Source organism: Pseudomonadota bacterium, from assembly GCA_018823285.1.
Lineage (GTDB): Bacteria > Desulfobacterota > Desulfobulbia > Desulfobulbales > JAGXFP01 > JAHJIQ01.
Genome location: JAHJIQ010000027.1, coordinates 1 through 18,897 on the forward strand (window position 1 = coordinate 1; position 18,897 = coordinate 18,897).

Annotated in this window: 15 protein-coding genes; 9 read left to right on the forward strand and 6 right to left on the reverse strand. The window is 51.7% G+C overall.

Going from position 1 to position 18,897, the window contains the following annotated elements:
• On the forward strand, nucleotides 1-873 hold an 873-nt coding region (locus KKG35_07340), incomplete at its 5' end, for a serine hydrolase (GenBank protein ID MBU1737942.1).
• 312 nt (nucleotides 874-1,185) lie between these two features.
• Here the strand turns inward: KKG35_07340 and mtnA are convergent.
• Nucleotides 1,186-2,307 (reverse strand): S-methyl-5-thioribose-1-phosphate isomerase, encoded by a 1,122-nt coding sequence (gene mtnA / locus KKG35_07345; protein MBU1737943.1) that lies wholly within the window; start codon nucleotides 2,305-2,307, stop codon nucleotides 1,186-1,188.
• 473 nt (nucleotides 2,308-2,780) lie between these two features.
• Here mtnA and KKG35_07350 point away from each other — a divergent pair, with 473 nt between their 5' ends.
• The 3 genes from KKG35_07350 (at nucleotide 2,781) to KKG35_07360 (ending at nucleotide 7,204) form a co-directional block, all read left to right on the forward strand.
• The gene (locus KKG35_07350) at nucleotides 2,781-4,904 is read left to right on the forward strand and encodes a thioredoxin domain-containing protein (protein MBU1737944.1); all 2,124 of its coding nucleotides are present in this window, start codon (nucleotides 2,781-2,783) and stop codon (nucleotides 4,902-4,904) included.
• A 265-nt stretch (nucleotides 4,905-5,169) separates the two neighbouring features.
• Nucleotides 5,170-5,841 (forward strand): TIGR00153 family protein, encoded by a 672-nt coding sequence (locus tag KKG35_07355; GenBank protein MBU1737945.1) that lies wholly within the window; start codon nucleotides 5,170-5,172, stop codon nucleotides 5,839-5,841.
• Nucleotides 5,842-5,887: 46 nt separating this feature from the next.
• A complete protein-coding gene (locus KKG35_07360; protein ID MBU1737946.1) occupies nucleotides 5,888-7,204 on the forward strand; it encodes an inorganic phosphate transporter in 1,317 nt (438 codons plus the stop codon).
• 14 nt (nucleotides 7,205-7,218) lie between these two features.
• On the opposite strand, the gene KKG35_07365 is transcribed toward KKG35_07360, so the two are convergent.
• Nucleotides 7,219-7,968 carry a ComF family protein gene (locus KKG35_07365; GenBank protein ID MBU1737947.1) on the reverse strand — a complete coding sequence of 250 codons (750 nt, stop codon included), beginning with the start codon at nucleotides 7,966-7,968 and terminating at the stop codon, nucleotides 7,219-7,221.
• Nucleotides 7,969-8,127: 159 nt separating this feature from the next.
• Nucleotides 8,128-9,672, reverse strand: a complete 1,545-nt coding sequence (locus KKG35_07370) for a DEAD/DEAH box helicase (GenBank protein MBU1737948.1) — start codon at nucleotides 9,670-9,672, stop codon at nucleotides 8,128-8,130.
• Nucleotides 9,673-10,075: 403 nt separating this feature from the next.
• Between KKG35_07370 and KKG35_07375 the strand changes: the two genes are divergently transcribed.
• From KKG35_07375 to KKG35_07385, 3 genes are all read left to right on the forward strand, one after another.
• Complete coding sequence (locus tag KKG35_07375) at nucleotides 10,076-10,477, forward strand: bacteriohemerythrin (GenBank protein MBU1737949.1); 402 nt, start codon at nucleotides 10,076-10,078, stop codon at nucleotides 10,475-10,477.
• 306 nt (nucleotides 10,478-10,783) lie between these two features.
• Nucleotides 10,784-12,085, forward strand: a complete 1,302-nt coding sequence (eno, locus tag KKG35_07380; GenBank protein ID MBU1737950.1) for a phosphopyruvate hydratase — start codon at nucleotides 10,784-10,786, stop codon at nucleotides 12,083-12,085.
• A gap of 325 nt (nucleotides 12,086-12,410) precedes the next feature.
• On the forward strand, nucleotides 12,411-13,847 hold the full coding sequence (locus tag KKG35_07385) for a hypothetical protein (protein MBU1737951.1): 1,437 nt from the start codon (nucleotides 12,411-12,413) through the stop codon (nucleotides 13,845-13,847).
• A gap of 63 nt (nucleotides 13,848-13,910) precedes the next feature.
• Here KKG35_07385 and KKG35_07390 read toward each other — a convergent pair whose 3' ends face one another.
• The gene (locus tag KKG35_07390) at nucleotides 13,911-15,269 is read right to left on the reverse strand and encodes a phosphomannomutase (protein MBU1737952.1); all 1,359 of its coding nucleotides are present in this window, start codon (nucleotides 15,267-15,269) and stop codon (nucleotides 13,911-13,913) included.
• 99 nt (nucleotides 15,270-15,368) lie between these two features.
• On the opposite strand from KKG35_07390, the gene KKG35_07395 reads away from it, so the two are divergent.
• Together KKG35_07395 and KKG35_07400 are read left to right on the forward strand one after the other, a co-directional pair.
• On the forward strand, nucleotides 15,369-15,977 hold the full coding sequence (locus KKG35_07395) for a hypothetical protein (GenBank protein ID MBU1737953.1): 609 nt from the start codon (nucleotides 15,369-15,371) through the stop codon (nucleotides 15,975-15,977).
• Between the two features lie 221 nt (nucleotides 15,978-16,198).
• Nucleotides 16,199-16,834: a response regulator gene (locus tag KKG35_07400; protein MBU1737954.1), complete on the forward strand. Its 636-nt coding sequence runs from the start codon at nucleotides 16,199-16,201 to the stop codon at nucleotides 16,832-16,834.
• Between the two features lie 81 nt (nucleotides 16,835-16,915).
• On the opposite strand, the gene KKG35_07405 is transcribed toward KKG35_07400, so the two are convergent.
• Together KKG35_07405 and KKG35_07410 are read right to left on the reverse strand one after the other, a co-directional pair.
• Nucleotides 16,916-17,950 (reverse strand): tetratricopeptide repeat protein, encoded by a 1,035-nt coding sequence (locus KKG35_07405; GenBank protein ID MBU1737955.1) that lies wholly within the window; start codon nucleotides 17,948-17,950, stop codon nucleotides 16,916-16,918.
• Between the two features lie 186 nt (nucleotides 17,951-18,136).
• Complete coding sequence (locus KKG35_07410) at nucleotides 18,137-18,892, reverse strand: sulfite exporter TauE/SafE family protein (protein MBU1737956.1); 756 nt, start codon at nucleotides 18,890-18,892, stop codon at nucleotides 18,137-18,139.
• Between the last annotated feature and the right edge of the window lie 5 nt (nucleotides 18,893-18,897).

Below are 18,897 nucleotides of genomic sequence, written 5' to 3' on the forward strand. Positions count from 1 at the left end.
AATAATATTTCAATTTTAGATTACAAATTATCAGATATATTAAATATTGAAGAAGTAAATATTGATAAATATAAAATAAAAATTATTGATTTACTAAGTCACTCATCAGGTTTACCTGCATATCGTACTTATTTTAAAGATGTTGATTGTGAAAGTAAAAGTGATCATAAAGAATTTTATCTAAAAAAAATATTGAATGAACCGCTTGAATACCCAACCGGTTCAGGCTCAGTCTATAGTGATCTTGGCTTTATACTCCTTGGTTTTATTATTGAAAAACTAATAGGAAGGAATCTGGACGACTATTTACGGGAAAAAATACTGGATCCGATAGGAATAGGGAAAAACATATTTTTTCAGCGACATGAATCGTTTTCCCTAGAAAAAGAGAATTTCGTGCCTATGGAAATCTGTCCCTGGAGAAAAAGACTTATTCAGGGTGAAGTAAGTGATGAAAACTGCTGGGCTCTGGGTGGCGTTGCAGGTCACGCCGGATTGTTTGCCGATCTAGATTCAGTTCTTGCCCTGACAGCTTTTATCCTGGATATGTGGCAAGGAAGGAAGACCCATCCGGAAATAAACAATACCGATCTTCAGAAATGTCTGCGGCGAAGGGAGGAAATAAAAGAAAGCAGCTGGGCTCTTGGTTTTGACACTCCAACCGTTGGTAAATCAAGCAGCGGCAGATATTTTTCACCCGAAAGTGTTGGTCATCTCGGTTTTACCGGCACCTCTTTCTGGATTGATCCCGAAAGAGATCTGGTTGTGGTTCTGCTCACCAATCGGATTCATCCAAGCCGCGGAAATGAAAAGATAAAGGAGTTTCGGCCTTATTTTCACGACCGGATAATAGAAATACTGGGACTGGTATAGTTTACTCAACTTTCTGAGTTTGGTTAATCGCCCGATAAAGCTGAGTTGAGCAGCTCGTCTGCTCGTACGAAACTTATACCCGCAGGGTGAAATAAAGAGGTTTTGGTGATTTTTCGTGCCAGTGTTCCATAAGAAGCCAGAATCCAGGAGAAAAGCTTTAAAATCAGTCATTCTGGCTCCTGACTTCTGTCTTCTGACTTCTGTCTTCTGAATTCTCATCATGGAATGCCACGATGGCTCTCAATTAATTTATAACAGCAAATCAACACCATAAGACAAGTCAGAAAGTTGAGTAGTTTAAATAGACGGAAGTTATGAGCCAGCCTTTCTCTTTTTTTCCGGATACAATGCGAAGATATCCTGTTCGGCAGGCTTGCAGATTCCCCGCTCTGTGATCAGTCCGGTAATCAGACGGGCAGGTGTCACATCAAATCCATAATTGGCTGTAACGGTGTTTTTGGGAGCTATAGCGACTGTTTCTGATTTTCCCAGAGCGGTAATCCCGCTGATATTGCAGATCTCATCCCCCCCGCGTTTTTCAATGGGAATTTCCCGTACTCCGTCCCGTATCCGCCAGTCAAATGTTGAAGAGGGAAGCGCCACATAAAACGGGACGTTGTTATCCTTTGCAGCCAGGGCTTTCAGATAGGTCCCGATCTTGTTGGCGACATCACCGGTGCAGGTGGTCCGGTCGGTGCCGACGATGACCATATCGACCATCCCGTGCTGCATCAGATGGCCACCGGTGTTGTCCGCAATCAGGGTATGTGGGACCCCTTCTTCTTTCAACTCCCAGGCGGTCAGTTTCGCACCCTGCAACCAGGGCCTGGTTTCATCAACCCAGACATGGACGTCGATTCCCTGATGATGGGCGGCATAGACAGGAGCGGTGGCTGAACCGTAGTCAACAAAGGCGAGCCAGCCGGCGTTGCAGTGGGTCAGGATGTTGACCGTTTCGCCGTTTTTTCGTTTGCTGATCTCTTTGATGATTTCAACGCCATGCTCCCCTATTCTCCGGCAGAATTCGGCGTCCTCATCGGCGATTTCGCAGGCGGTGGAAAAGAGTGTTTTTATTTTCTCTTCAGGAGATGACGCATTCCGGACCGCCTGGAGCTGGCGGTCAACGGCCCAGGCGAGATTGGAGGCGGTGGGTCTGGTGGCGACAAGATTTGCTGCGGCCTGTTCCAGGGCCTGGTCAATGGTTTTCGGATCACTCCTGAGACCGGCACAGTACATACCGAATCCGGCGGTAGCGCCGATCAGTCCCGCACCCCGGACGTGCATTTCCTTGATTGCGCGGGCAAAATCAGCAACAGTGCTGAGGTCTTCCATGACCAGTTTATGGGGAAGATGACGCTGGTCGATAATTCTGATCTTTCCAGACCCGTCGGGGACGGGCCAGATGGTTCTGTAATGTTCACCATTGATATTCATGGGCTGGATTCCGGGTGGATGGAAGTGTATTAAAAGAATCTGGACAAGATCATGAACGATACGAGACCCGCACCGAGTGAGCCGTAGAGAGGCAGTCAGAGGGGGCAGTCGGGTTCTTTTTTTCTCATGAGGACCAGAAAAGTGGCAATGCCGATCAAAGCGGAAATGATTACGGGGATGACGGTATTCATAACGCGCTATTCTAACGTGCGGGAGGTTCTCTGGCAAGCCATTTACCCGGATGGCGGTTTCTAAATAAAAGAACCCTTTTCCCTGAAAATGATTAAATTGTTTATCAGTAACCGTTTTCAAAAATTGGTTTCACAGGCATCAAGTGATTCGATCTGCAATCTGATCAATTGCAGGCAAAGGTCACAGTGACAGGCTGGATTGTCAAAATGAATAAAGGAAATATCTGTTTCAGGATAATGGTTATCATACAGGTGTTTCTGCTCCTTTCAGGAAACCGGATTATGGCCGAAACCTTACCTAAAGTGGAAACAGGAAAACTTCCTCCGGATGGCGGCAGCAGGTACAACAGGCTCATTTTTGAGAAAAGTCCTTACCTTCTGCAGCATGCCGAAAATCCGATCGATTGGTATCCGTGGGGCGACGAAGCCTTTGCCAGGGCTGCCAGGGAAAACAGGCCGGTGCTTCTCTCGATCGGTTATTCGACCTGTCACTGGTGTCATGTCATGGCCCGGGAATCCTTTGCCGATCAGGAGGTGGCCGAGATCATCAACCGCTATTTTGTCGCCATCAAGGTGGATCGGGAGGAGCGGCCGGATATTGATGCGGTCTATATGAGGTTCTGCCAGGCCCTGACCGGAGGCGGAGGCTGGCCGCTGACGGTTTTTCTCACCCCCGACCGCAAGCCTTTTTATGCCGGGACCTATTTTCCGAAAGAGTCGAAGTATGGTCGCCCCGGGATGGTGGATGTTTTGTTGAAGATAGAAGATCTGTGGCGGACAGAGAAGCAGAAGGTGCTTGATTCTGCCGACCGCATTACCGGTTTTGTCGCGGGGCGGATGGAGGAAAATGAAAAAAAAGGTACACCGGTTTCCGGCATAAAACTGCTGGCAGAGGGGTATTCACAATTGGCTGCTTCTTATGATGAAAAGCATGGCGGCTTCGGGAAGGCGCCAAAGTTTCCGACCCCGCACCAGCTGATGTTTCTGCTTCGCTACTGGAAAAGAACCGGCGAGGAAAAAGCCCTGGAAATGGTGAAGCACACCCTGGTTTCACTGCGGCAGGGTGGTATTTATGATCAGCTCGGTTTCGGATTTCACCGATACTCCACCGACACCAGGTTTCTGGTGCCGCATTTCGAGAAAATGCTCTACGACCAGGCCCTTCTCGTTCTCGTCTACCTTGAGGCGTTTCAGGCAACCGGGGATAAATTCTTTGCTGATACCGCCCGGGAAACACTCACTTATGTTCTGCGTGACATGACGGCGGACACCGGAGGTTTTTATTCGGCGGAAGACGCCGACTCCGAGGGTGAAGAGGGGCTTTTCTATCTCTGGAGAGAGGAAGAGATTGAAACTGTTCTGGGTCGGGAGATAGGCCTGCGCTTCAACCGGAAATTCCAGGTCAAAAAAGAGGGAAATTATCCGGATGAATCAACACGGGAATTCAACGGGAAGAATATTCTTCACCTGGCCGGAGAAGACCGGAAAATCGATGACCTTTCTGTCGCCAGAGCGTTGCTGTATGAGAAACGGCTGGAAAGGGTCAGACCTTTCAGGGATGACAAGATAATTACCTCCTGGAACGGGTTGATGCTCGCCGCCATGGCAAGGGGGGGAATGATTCTTGAAGAACCGGTTTTTGTAGGGGCTGCGGAACGGGGTGCGGATTTTATCTTAAACAATCTTGTTGACACCAAAGGCAGGCTGCGGCGCAGTTATCGTGAAACCACTCCGGGGTTTCCGGCCTTTCTCGATGATTATGCTTTCCTCTCTTACGGTTTGTTAGATCTTTATGAAACGACCTTTCGGCTGCAATATCTCCGGAAAGCTTTATGGTTAACCCGGGAGGCGATCGCCCTTTACTGGAACAGGGAAGCCGGGGCATTTAATTATTCCGGATCCGCCAACGAAAGTCTGCCGCTCTCCGCGGCCCGGGAATTTTACGATGGCGCTCTGCCGGCCGGCAACTCTGTCGCCCTCCTGAACATGTTAAGACTGGCGCAAATTACCGATGATCAAAGTCTCCGGGAAACTGCCGACACCCTCGCTGCTACAATCAGCAGAGAGGCGGAAGAGTACCCCGCCGGTCATACCATGTTTCTGTCGGCACTGGATTTTCAGATGGGTCCATCGGGAGAGATCGTTGTGGCGGGAAAGTCAGGAGAAAAAGCCACCAGCGATATTCTACAGATGATCAACAAGGTTTTTATCCCCAACAAAACTGTTCTGCTGAAAAGCCCGGACGGGGATGGTGCCGGACTGCAGAAAATGGCTCCTTATACCGAGTTTCAGGAGATGCGGAATGGGTTGCCAACGGTCTATCTGTGCCGGAATCATTCCTGTAAGGAACCTCTTGTTGACCTCAAAACTATCGCCGCAGAGCTGGTTCAATTCCCCGGCGAATAAACTGCCATGCAGCAGAGAGCGAATGGAATGTGAATTCGATAAACCCTGAGGGGATCGGAAAAACAACCGAAACCGCTGTAACCACCTGAAAACAAAGACAATATTTGTGTGCTGGTCACCGGGAGATGTGTTGTTTTTTTGGTTGCTTTCTTGGCGTTCATAAATTAGGGTCTGACCAACCGGCAGCACGAGAAAATTGTGGTTTTCAAGGTTGATAAAATGATACCGCAAAAGGTGGGTGACACCCGGTAAAAGGGAGGAAAAGATGAGTATCATTCAGGAGCTTTTCAGTGGTTCACCATTTGGGCCACTCGTTGAACACACCAAGAAGGTCCACGAATGCGTCGAGGTACTCAAGCCTCTGATGGAGGCGCTGGCCCACGAGAACCATGAGGAGCTCCACAGACTTCAGGACAAGATTTCCAAGCTTGAATATGAGGCGGACCTTTTCAAACAGGAGATCCGTTCCAGGTTGCCGCGGCGGTTTTTTTTGCCGGTTGATCGAAGCGAGATCGATAACTTTCTGCGCTGCCAGGATAAAATTGCCGATCGGGTCCAGGACCTGGCGGTGATTCTGACCATCCGCAAAACCAGGATCCACCCGGACCTGATTGACGGTTTTTTTGAGTTTGTCGAACAGATTTTTCAGGTCACCGGACTTCTCTTGACGGCTGCGGTCGAGCTCAATAGTCTGGCTGAAGTTTCTTTCGGCGGCGCTGAGTCCAAGGAAGTCTTGAAGTATATTGAAAAGCTGGGCGAAGAGGAGTGGAAGGCCGACCGGATGGCCCGAAAGCTCTCCAAGGGTATCTATTCACTGGAAAAAGAACTTAACCCCATCGACATCATCTTTTATGAGAAGATTCTGCTGGCCCTCGGCTCGATTGCCAATGAGGCGGAGAACGCCGGTGATATGCTGCGGATGATGATCGTCAAATAAAGCAGTCAACAGCCATTTTTCAAGCAATACATTTCAGGATATTACTATGGATTTACTGGTTATCTCTGTTGCCGCCCTGCTTGGTCTCTATATGGCCTGGAATATCGGCGCCAACGATGTGGCGAACTCGATGGCCGATGCGGTGGGGTCCAAGGCCCTGAGTGTAAGGAACGCGGTGATTCTCGCCGGGATCTGCGAGTTTGCCGGTGCGGTTCTGGTTGGTTCGCACGTGACGGAAACAGTACGCAAGGGCATTGTTGATCCTGCGGCCATCGCCAATCTTCCCGGGCTCCTGCAGGGAGAAGCCGCCGCCCTGCTTGTGATCGGCATGACGGCGGCCCTGCTTTCTGCTGCGTTCTGGCTCCATTTTTCTTCATATGTTGGGATGCCGGTGTCCACCACCCATTCGATTGTCGGAGCGGTTGCCGGGTTCGGGGTGGTTGCGGCGGGGATCCATTCGGTCAACTGGGGCAAGATGACCCAGATCGTTGCCAGCTGGTTTATTTCTCCCATTGTTGGAGGGGTGCTGGCCTTTATCTGTTTTAAATTCATTACGAACTTCATTCTTGGCCAGGAAAGGCCGGCCAGGGCAGCGAAGGTTTTTGTCCCCTATATTGTTTTTGTGGTGGTCTCCGTGGTCACCCTGGCAACGGTTTACAAGGGGCTGAAACATGTGACCGGGGATATCAAGTGGTTAACAGATAACGTGACTCTCCTCATCGCTTTCGCCTTGAGTCTGATCTGTGCCATTGCCTCCAAACTGGTTCTGAACAAAAGACTGGCCGGGAAAAACAAGTTGCCCATTTCCGCCCAGCTTGAAGAGGTGGAAAAGGTTTTCACACCGTTGGTCATCATCAGTTCCTGCTCGGTGGCCTTTGCTCACGGTGCCAACGATGTTGCCAATGCGGTCGGTCCTTTAGCCGCAATCGTCCATGTTATTCAGACCGGATCAATTGAAATGAAGGTTGGGGTTCCGTTCTGGATTCTTGCCCTGGGCGGCGGAGGTATTGTGATCGGGCTTGCCACCTTTGGGCACAAAGTTATGGATACAGTCGGCACCAAAATAACCGAGATTACTCCGTCTCGCGGAGTGGCGGCCGACGTGGCGGCTACGGTTACGGTTCTGATCTGCACCCGGATGAAGCTCCCTGTTTCAACAACCCATACCCTGGTCGGGGCGATCATGGGTATCGGGCTCGCCCGGGGACTCACCGGTATAGACAGGGCGGTTGCGAGAAAGATCTTCACCTCGTGGATCATCACTGTACCCGCTGCCGCCATCCTGGCGATGATTCTCTTTGTTTTCGGCCGCTATTTCCTGCTCGAACAGACCAGACAGCTGATTCTTGCCGCCGGCGGTTGATCTCTCTTTCTCTTCTACTCGGCAACCCTGGCCAGGGTGAAAACCAGTACCTTTTTTGCTCCCGCCTTTTTTAATATTCTGGCACATTCGTTGACGGTTGTCCCGGTGGTGAAAACATCATCAACCAACACGATCGTTCTGTTCTTCACCTGCTCCGGTTTGTTGATCTGGAAGGCGTTTTTCAGGTTGCGGCGGCGCTCTTTTCCGCTGAGGCCGGTCTGGGGGGCGGTCTTCCGAACTCTTTCCAGCACGGCATGATTTACAAGCTCGCGGTTTTCGAGGTATAAGGCTTCGGCCAGGAGTACCGCCTGGTTGAAACCGCGCTGCCGAAGCTTTCCCGGATGGAGGGGAACCGGCACCACAAGATCGGGGTGAAGGTATTCGGGGATGGTGACCAGGTCATGGAAGAGCGTGTGAAATGATTTCAGGGATACCGTCTGTCCCTGGTATTTAAAACGGTGGATCACATCCGAGATCGGTTCCCGGTAGATTACCAGGGCCCGGGCCATATCAAAAAACCACCTGCCGGTCAGGCATCTTCCGCAGAGATGTTCACCTCCGGCGGCGGCTCGGAACATCCGGCCGCAACAACTGCATAGTGGTTTGTCGATTAATTCAATTCTTTCCAGACAGTCCGGGCAGAACATGACGGTGCTGCCCGGCGAAGGCGGGTGACCGCAGACCAGACAGGACGGCGGAAAGAGCAGGTCGGCAACGGACCCGATGACAGTTCGCCAGAGATACCTGAACTTTGAGTTTGCCATGCTCACCGGACCCTGTAATGGTCTGTTGAACCGGTTTCAGGAATAAGCCAATGTCAGAAAATAACCTGTCCGTTTTAGGGAGCCGAATGGCATAAGGAGCCGTAAGGTAAGGCAGCCTAAAACGGACAGGTTAGCGCTGAACGGCTCCTCCGGGGATGATTATTTCCCGGCAACCGGGCGTGGCCTTGATGTTTTCCGGTGTCCGGAGGGAGCAGGCCTTCTGCTGCGTCCCCGGCCCGGAGGTTTGCCCGGGTAAATTTTTTCTTCGGGTCTGATAGTCCCCTTGGGCGGTTCTTTCAACAGTTCCGGGTCCGGGGTGGTACAGGGAAGTTTCGCTCCGAGGTAGGCTTCAATTTCGGGAATATAAAAAGAGCCTTCCTCACAGGCAAAACTCACCGATATTCCGCTGGAGCCGGCCCTGCCGGTGCGGCCGATCCGGTGGACATAATCTTCCGGATCATAGGGCAGGGTATAGTTGACCACGTGACTGACTCCGTCAATATGGATGCCCCGTCCGGCAACGTCGGTGGCCACCAGAACCCGAATCCTGCCGTTTTTGAAATCTTCCAGGGTTTTGATTCTTTTGCTCTGTGGGACATCACCCGACAGCATGGCGCAGCTGATATCGTTTCTCTTCAGTCTTTCGGTAAGCTTTCTGGTTTCATCCTTGCGGTTGGTAAAGACCATGACTCGCTGCAGATCTCCATCAATCAGGGTGTTGTAGAGGAGTTTGTATTTGTCCGCCGCAGTGGTCAGGTACACGACCTGTTTCACCGTATCGACGGCGACCTGTTCCGGCGCAACGGAAACGGTGACCGGTTTTCTCGTCCACTGGGCGGCCAGATGACTCACATCGGGGGTGATGGTGGCGCTGAACATCAGGGTCTGGCGCCGTTCTTTGGGGAGTGTGGTCTGGACGATCTTTCTGACATCGGGGATGAATCCCATATCAAGCATCCGGTCGGCCTCATCAATCACCAGGGTGTTGACTTCCGACAAATCGAGGATCCGGTTGCGCTGGAAATCGAGGAGCCTGCCCGGGGTTGCCACCACCAGGTCAACCGCCTTGCCGAGCAACCGGTTCTGCTGTTTCTGATAATCTATCCCGCCATAAACGGGAGCGATGGTGATTCCGGCATACCGGCCCAACGCCTCACCGTCCTCCGCGATCTGGATGACCAGCTCCCGGGTGGGGGCGAGAACCAGTGCGGTGGGTGAGCCGGTTTTTCGCTTTTCGCCCCTGTTGGCAAGGATTCTCGCAAAAATGGCGATCAGAAAGGCGGCTGTTTTACCTGTACCGGTCTGGGCCTGTCCGATCACATCCTGTCCGTTTAAAGTCGGGACAAGGGACTCGGCCTGGATCGGGGTGCAGTATGAAAACCCCAGATCAGCAATGGCGTGCATGATCTCATCCGGCAGGGAAAAATCATGAAATCTGGTTTTGCCTTCAGCCGGGATGACCTGAAAATTCTCAGGGTTCCATGGCTCCAGGGGAATTACGGTTTCCGGTGCTACGAGCTGTTCGCCGGGCTGGTTTTTTTTGGGCCGACGTCTTCGCTTTTTTTTCTGCGGGGCGGATCGGGCTGTAGAATTTTGCCCTGAATCTGAAGCGGTTACAACGTTTGTTGTTTCACTTCTTTCCTGGTTGACACCGGAGGCTTTCCCCAGGCGGTTACGAATAAATTTGAAAAATCTTCTGATCATGGTTTTTATGCCGCTTCAAGTTGTCTCGCGGGGAATGGAAAAGGGAGAGGAGATTTTTTTAAAGTCCAAAGCGGTGACCGCAGTTTGAACCCCGGACCATATCGCCATCTCTCAAGGAAAGGGGGAGTCCGGATATCGGAGATACGAATAAGCCCGGCTTTTAGCTTTCGAGATTTTTTCTCCCAGGTCAGAAATTCCCATCTGGAAACAATAAATATCTTGGACTCCTGATTTCTGTGAACCACCTTAGATAGTCTAAAAAACCCGCAGAGTCAAGGTTTTCTGACAATCCACCCTTCCGCATGCCGGGGGTTGACTTCAGTGTTGATAGTTATGGTATCCTGTGTTTGGATCTATTTCGATTGAGAAACAGGTTGGTGAAAAAAAGTAAACGGGGACCGATATGCCTAGGATTGAATGGACTGAAGCATTTGAGTTGCAGATACCGGAAATTGATGAGCAGCACCGCCGCTGGGTTGATATTATCAACGAACTCCACGATTCACTCATGTCGCACGGCGGCGCACATAATCTAACGGAACGCACTTTAAATGAAATGATTGATTACGGCCGCTTTCATTTCACATTTGAAGAGGAATATCTGAAGAAGATCGGTTATCCGGAACTTGCCATGCACCGGAGCATGCATAACGCCTTCATGAAGGACCTGATCAACAAACTGCAGCAGGAAAGAGGCGGCGGATTGATATTGAATACCGAGATCATGAAGGTCCTCACCGGCTGGCTGCAGAGCCATATTCAGATAGAAGACCGAAAGTACAGTCGATTTGCCGCGCAAACCTGAAAGGTGTAAAAAAAACACAACACACACAAAAGCCGGTTCTAATCCAGCTTTTTTTCGTTATTTTTCGATACCTTCAAATGTTTCCGGAAAAATAATTCAGAGTATTTTTGCAAAATTCTGCTGCCTTGTTATTATCTTTTTCCTGCACAGAGTTGAAGCTTCTCCGGAACAAAGAGTAAACCGTGCAGAATCCGAGCTGCGGGGAATGCACGCACAGTTCATGATGCATGGGCGAAAAAGATTTTTAGTCAGCTACCAGGCTGCCATTATATTTTGTTCTTAACAATAACAGCATACGAGGTAAACATGGGCAGGATCATTGCAGTCAAAGGTCGGGAGATTATCGACTCCCGTGGGAATCCCACCGTCGAGGCAGAGGTGCATCTGGAGGGTGGTTTTGTCGGCAGGGCACCGGCTCCGTCCGGAGCGTCAACCGGTTCCAGGGAAGCGCTGGAGCTGCGGGATGGCGACAAGAGCCGATTTCTCGGGAAAGGGGTCTTGAAGGCTGTCGGCTCAGTGAACGGGCAGATCGCCTCCGCTCTGGTCGGGAAGGTATTTGAAAACCAGGCGGCGCTTGATCGGGTGCTGATCGATCTGGACGGCACCGAAAATAAGGAGAAACTGGGGGCAAATGCAATTCTTGCGGTCTCTCTTGCTGCGGCAAAAGCTGCGGCACATGAGAAAAACATCCCTCTTTACGCCTATATTGCCGAGCAGAACGGAACTGCGGGAAAATTTACCATGCCTTTGCCGATGATGAATATCCTGAACGGCGGAGAGCATGCGGACAATAATGTCGATATCCAGGAATTCATGATCATGCCCGTCGGCGGCAAGACCTTTGCCGAAGCGCTGCGGATCGGGGCGGAGGTTTTTCATCACCTGGCGAAAGTTCTCAAAGGCAGGGGGTTAAGCACCTCGGTGGGCGATGAGGGTGGGTTTGCCCCCAATCTCGCCTCCAATGCCGAGGCCCTGGCGGTTATCCGGGAAGCGGTGGAAAAGGCGGGATATGTTCTCGGGAAAGATGTGGTTCTCGCCCTCGATTGCGCCTCTTCCGAGTTTTACGAAAAAGAGCGCAAGGTATACAACCTGAAGGGCGAAGGAAAGACCTTCTCTTCCGAGGGATTTTCCGATTACCTGGCGGAGCTGAGTGATGCCTATCCGATTGTTTCAATCGAAGACGGCCAGGATGAGTCGGACTGGGACGGTTTTGCGTATCAGACCAAAAAGCTTGGTGGCAGAATGCAGCTCGTCGGTGACGATCTGTTTGTGACCAATACCAGGATTCTCAAAGAGGGAATCGACAAGGGCATCGTCAATTCAATCCTGGTCAAGTTCAACCAGATCGGCACCCTTACGGAAACGCTCGCCGCGATCAGAATGGCGAAAAATGCCGGCTACACCACGGTGATCTCGCATCGGTCGGGTGAAACGGAAGACACCACCATCGCCGATCTGGCCGTAGGCACCTGTGCCGGGCAGATCAAGACCGGTTCCTTGAGCCGCTCCGATCGGGTTGCCAAGTACAACCGGCTGCTGCGGATCGAGGAAGAACTGGCCGAAAAGGCTCCGTTCCGAGGAAGGATTGAGGTGAAGGGTCAGGGGTGACGGGCGCATCATAAACACAGAAAGCCGGGGCAGTCAGCTCCGGCTTTTTTTTTGCCCGGTGGTTGGATCACCCCGGGGACTCATCTTTTTGGTCACTGTACGGATAGCCTCCTTTTTTCCGGTTTGCTCAATCAGAGATCGCATTCTGTGCCGCACTTTGAACGATTCATATCTATCCCCCATGGTTTTATTCCGCGAAATCTCCCGTAGTTCGCCATCTGCAGCAGCTTCTGTGTGACTTAGTCACCAAGATATAAATTGTAATAAACGGGAATGATTACTAGTTTCTGTGCTAAAGAGGAAAACAAATAAATGGAGGTGGACTATGACAAATATGAATCATCTGAAAATCGTGACGGTATTTTTGCTCTCAATGCTCCTTGCCGCATGCGGCGGCGGTTCTGACGCTCCTCCGGCTACCGGGACAACAGCAACAGGCACCTCAGTCAAGGCCAGCGGGGTGATGACCAAGGGCAGTGTCATCGTCAATGGGGTTTCATTTGCCGTTCTTCCCGCCACTGCGATCAGGGTTGACGACACAACCGGGGTACTCGAGGACAACCTGAAAAACGGCATGGTGGTCCGGGTGCGAGGGAACCGGAATGATGACGGCCTCACCGGTGCTGCCGATGCAGTGGAGACGGAGAACGAGGTTCAGGGCAGGGTCACCTCTGTAGATACTGTTGTAAATCCCCAGACCTTTATCGTTCTCGGTCAGACAATTTATGTGGACGCGCAAACGGTTTACGCCAATCTGGTGAATCTGGCAGGGTTAACGGCAGGTAACGGGACAACCACCGGCAGTATTGTCGAAGTTCACGGGTTGCGGGACAGTGCGGGTAATCTGAGGGCCTCCCGGGTGGAGCTGCTTGGCGCGCTCGGGGCAAATGAAATGGAGCTGAAAGGGGTTGCCGCGAACTTGAATGTCAACGGTGCCGACACCATAACGATCGGTAACGGGACCCTTGATATGGTCGTGAATTTCAATACCGCCAGCAGGGAACCAGCCGGTGCAGCGATCAACAACGGCGACCTGGTCGAGGTCAAGGGGAATCTGGTGGGTGGCGTTCTGGTCGCAACTTTGATTCAGCGGGAGGATCTGGAGGATGCTGAGTTTGAGCCGAACGAAGGCCAGGAATTTGAGGTTGAAGGCTTTATGGCCGGATTCAGTGGCCATCCAGGCTCCTTCACCATCAACGGTCGGAATGTGCAGACCACAGCCGCCACGATTTTCCGCAGCGGTTCTGAAGAGGATCTCGGCAATGGGACCAAGGTTGAGGCGGAAGGACACCTGAGCGGCGGCGTGCTGGCGGCCAGAAAGATCACTTTCAAGAACAAGAGGGTGGAGATTCAGGCAACCGCAACAGCCAATACCGCAACTTCAGTGACGGTGATGGGACTCAATGTGGCGATTGCTCCGTTCACCGACAATGTAGGCATAACGAATGGACAGCGTTATCGGATCAAAGGATTTGACGATGGCGGAACCATCATCGCCGAGAGAATTGTCAATGGCAGTGGTGGCGGTGACGACTGGTTGAAGGCCCTGGTTACGGCCGAAGATGAAGGCGCGAAAACCCTGGGATTTCTCGGAGGAAGCGTTACCGCAAATCTGGGTACTAACCTCGTCTTTAAAGATGCCGGGAATAATGCCATCACCGAAACAGCTTTTTACTCCGGAGTTACAGCGGGCTCTACGCTTGTCAAAGTAAAATTCAATGCGGGGACTTTTATCGTGAATGAAGCCTCTCTTGAAGACTAGCTGACCATCCCGCTGTAAGGGGGGACCCGGGAGATGCCGCCCCATCTCCCGGGTTTTTTTATGTCAAAAAACCGGGGAGTTGATAATGGCCAGGAGCTCTGCGGTTTTTTTCTCCATCAGTTTTCGATCTCCCCTGGTTTCCACGTTGAGGCGCAGGACCGGTTCGGTGTTGGATTTGCGGATGTTGAAGCGGTAGTCATCGGCGGCAAAACTGTAGCCGTCGGTATGGTCCGTCTCCCCTTTCTTGCCCGCATACAATTTTTCAATGGCGGCAATGACCGCATCGGGGTCTTGCACCTTGCTGTTGATCTCCCCGCTGACCGGAAAACTTTCGATCATCTCCCTGACCATCGCGGAAAGCGGCCTTTGTTCCCGGCTTAAAATTTCACAGACCAAGAGCCAGGGGATCATTCCGGAATCGCAGTAGGAGAAATCACGGAAATAATGGTGGGCGCTCATTTCCCCGCCGTAGATGCAGTTTTCGGAGCGCATTTTTTCCTTGATGAAGGCGTGCCCGGTTTTACAGAGTACCGGGATGCCGCCGTGCGCCCGGACAATTTCTTCCGTATTCCAGAAGAGGCGCGGGTCGTGGATGATTTTCTCGCCGGGATTTGCGGTCAGAATGGCTTTCGCCAGCAGACCGACCATGTAGTATCCTTCGATAAAAGCTCCCTGCTCATCAAAGAGAAAGCAGCGGTCGAAATCACCATCCCAGGCGAGGCCGAGATCTGCGGCGTGCTCTTGCACCGCCCGGCTTGTGATGCTGCGATTTTCCGGAAGCAGGGGGTTCGGCACCCCGTTCGGGAAGGTGCCGTCCGGTTCACAGAGAATCGGAATGAAAGTGAAGGGCAGTCTGTCGGCGAGCCTGTCGAGCAGCGGACCGGCGCAGCCGTTGCCTCCGTTGACCACAATCTTGAGCGGTTTCAGGTTTTCAAGAGACACATGGGTCAGCAGATGCTCAATGAAGGCGTCCCGGTTGTCGAGAGTTTGCCGTTTTCCTCTCGTTTTTCTGGGGGTAAAAGAGGCGGAAGCCGCCATGGCTTCGATTTCCTTGAGTCCCGTATCGCCGCTGACCGGACGGGACTCGGAGCGCACGATTTTCATGCCGTTGTAATCGGCCGGATTGTGACTGGCGGTCACGATGACCCCGCAGCCGGTTTTGAGATGCGTGGTTGCAAAATAGATCTCTTCGGTGCCGCATAAACCGAGATCGATCACCTCCACTCCGGAATCCATGAAGCCCCTGGCCAGGGCGTCGGACATGGCCTGACTTGAAAGACGGATATCGTGGCCGATGACGGCCCGGCCCGGAGCCAGAAATTCCGCACAGGCACACCCGATGCGATAGGCCAGCTCCTCATTCAGTTCATCCGGCACCCGGCCGCGAATATCGTACGCTTTAAAACAGGGAAGAGTATCCATGGGTAATTGTGAATATCCTTATTTGCTTTTTTTTGGATCAATCGGGTAGAATCGCCTCTTTCTCACTGAAGATTAACATATATAATCAATATCAGGCCAATGACCAAAAGTATTCTGCAGCCGGAAATTTCCAGTAAACTTGCCGACCTGTATCGCCGGATGGAAGAGGCGTATGATCTCGTGGCGTCGGAGCTCAGCTTTACCTGCGGCGGGTGTCCGGACAACTGCTGCGACAGTTATTTCCTCCACCACACGGTGATTGAATGGGCGTATCTCTGGGAGGGGCTATCTAAACTTTCCGGAAAGGAACTGGAAAAGATTCGGGCGAAGGCCGATGATTACCTTGAAAAAAGCAGGCTCTCACTGACCAGGGGTGAGCGGCCCGCCGAGATGTGTCCGGCAAACGAAAACGGTCTGTGTTCAATCTATCACTACCGGCTGATGATCTGCCGGATGCATGGGGTTCCCTCTTCTTTCACCAAGCCGGATGGCGGCAGGATGAATTTTCCCGGATGCTTTCGTTGCCAGCAGCTGGTTTCCGGACGGGAAGAGGTTCCAGAAGTTGAGCGGACCATCATGTACCGGGAGCTTGCCTTTCTGGAAAAGGACCTGTTGCTGGCAATCAGGTTCAGGGGACCTCGGATCAAAATGACGATTGCGGAAATGATCGTTCACGGACCGCCGCAATTTCAGACCGGCGGCATGTGATGCATTTTGGCGTCAGGAAGTCGCCAGGGGATAAATATTTTTACTGGTCTATTACCGGACGTATCGGATAAGGCTTTGATCTGCTGATCTTTTGCGTTAAAAAAATATTTTCGGCAAACTTTGACCAGGACCCCCTCTTGTGCCTATAATTTAAAGGCACACTTGGTCATGAAGTTTAATGAATGATCGACTATGAAGCGTGAAAGGGAAAAGGCTCAACAATGATTATTCCAGCCTTCGGAATGGATGTCAGCAGCGAGATCAGTAAAAACAGGAAAAAGATTCTTCTGGTCGACGATGATCCGGTGATTCTTGAAATGCTGCAGACCGGTCTTGAAAACGAGGGGTATGATCTTACCGTTGCCGAGAACGGCAAAGAGGCCCTGCGCCTTCTACTGGAAAAGAAGTTTGACCTGGTGGTCACCGATCTCAAAATGGAGCCCATCGGCGGGATTCAGCTGCTCAAGGAGGCCAAGGAGCTTTGCGAGGATCTGACCGGGGTCATTATCATCACCGGACATGCCGATATGAACGCCGCCATCGAGGCGTTGCGCCTGGGCGCCGACGATTTCATCACCAAGCCGGCCAAGCTCGAGGAGATCAGCTGGCGGGTGGAAAAATTTCTCGTCCAGCAGCAGCGGGAGAGAAAGATCAAGGTTTATGAAGATATTCTGCCCATCTGCTCCTATTGCCGGAAGATCAAGGATATTACCGGAAAAGAGGATGAGAGCTGGCACTCCGCCGATGAATACCTCAACCGGAAGACCACGGCCCAGCTATCCCACGGACTCTGTCCGGACTGTTACGCCAAGGAAATGAAAAATCTTGATGAGTTTGAGCGGAAATTGAAAAAATAAGAGTCCTGTTTCACCTGAAAAACAACGGGCGGGCCAGTTGGCCCGCCCGATTTATTTCCAGGTCAGATGTTACAATTGACTTCATTTGTGCATTTCTTTTTTGACCACCAGTTCGTAGGCCATGCGGTATTCCCTGATGGCGTTTTCAAGCTTGCCCTGTTTTTCAAGCAGGGTGGCGAAAACATAGTGCAGATGATGGTTGCGGCCATTTCTTAACAGCAGGAACTGCAGGTCATCGGCAGCTTCCGCGACTTCGCCTGCATTGGCCCTCATTTCGGCCTGACAGATCTGGCCTTCGACCGAATCGGGGTTTTCTTCCATCCCTTTAGTCAGGTGTTCCCTGGCAAGTTCACCCTGATTCAACTCCAGGTAAAGGCATCCGAGCTTGATATGGGCTTCGCTCATGGTGGGCTCAAACTCCAGGGCTTTGTTGAATTCCTTGACTGCGACCTCCGGCTGACCTCTCTGGATCATGGTCTCCCCAAGGTGAAAGTGGCGTTTTGAGTTTTTTTCCTCGGCGGATTTTTCAATTGTTTCCGGGTGCAGTTCCTTGTCGAGCTGCTCACGATCTTTTTCCCCGAGCATGATTTCTATTTCACCGTGCAGCCGTTTTTTCAGGTCGTTGCTGTAGCCGAGCCCGGAGCTGATTTTTCCCTGACCATCAACCAGCATGATCGAGGGCATGACGAAAATCCCCAAACCGCCGTAGGCGCTCTGGTTTGAGTCCATATATACGGTGGTGGAGAGTCCGCTGCCGGACATGACCTCGGCAAGAGTTCCGGGGGTGTCGTTGCCGATATTTACCACCAGAACCGACATCTTTTTTGCTTTCATAAAATCCTGCAGTTCCGCGAAGACCTTCAGCGTTTTGATCGCTCTCGATTTTTTGCTTTCCACATCACCGTTCCAGAAAACGAGGATGGAGCTTTTGCCGCTGTTGCTGTCCAGGGCAAAAGGCTTTCCCGAAGCGGAGTCGGCCAGGGTGATCCCGGGCAAACTGTCGCCGGGGTTCACGGACCGGAATGGAAAGGAACTAGCGTTGACGCTGGTGCTTAGAAGTAAAATTAATGAAAAGATACCGGAATAAAGTACGGCCAGAAGTTTTGATTTGTCCACGAGTCTCTCCCTTGTGTTGAATAAAATCTCCCCAGGACAGCCGGTTATGACTGCCACTCCCCAATCACTCTCTTTCACCCTGCAGGTACTCACTTCAGTACCCCCTTGAGGGGTATAAAGCTGCTCAACTTAAGCTTATCTAAATGCATGAAGACCTGCAACCATTATGAGTTTCCCGGAAAACGTTCAGAAACAGCCGGCAGCCGACAAAAAAAGGAGAATACCGGTTACTATCAACCCCCACAGGATGAGACGGATATAGCCCTCGGTATCGAATTTTCCATAGAGCAGTGAGCCGCAGATCACTCCACCAATGATTGCCGGAAGCGAGAAAAGGTGATGGGTCACAACCTCGTAAGTTGTGATGCCGCTCATAAAATGGGCCAGGGCGGTCAGGAGGCCACCGAGAAAGAAATAGACCGACAGGGTCGCCTTGATCTCATCCTTGGACCAGCCGGTAAGAGTTGTGTAGATGATGGCCGGGGGGCCGCCCGCACTGAAGGCGGTGGTGATCGCCCCGCTTGCAAAGCCGGCAAGAAAGGCCGATAATCTATGCCCTTTGTCTGGGAGTACTGATTTTGGAACACCCGTGCCCTGATGAAAAAAAAGGCGGTACAGGGCGTAGCTGATGAGCATCAACGACAGGGAGCTTTTGAAGAAGACCTCATTGGTGTTCTTGAGGAACAATAAACCGAGAAAAATTCCCGGCAGAAAACCGATCAACAGGGGCATAATTTTCCGCCAGTCAATATGACTTCTGAGCTGCAGGGAGAGATAGGCGGTGATCACAAGCCCGTTCAGGATGCAGAGCGGCACGGCGGTTCTGATGTCGATAAACAGTACCAGCAGCGGGATGGACACCAGGGCCGAGCCGAAACCGGTCAGCCCCTGGATGAAACTGCTGCAGAGAAAAATGGCGAAAAGGGCGAGTGTTGTTTCCATCGGGA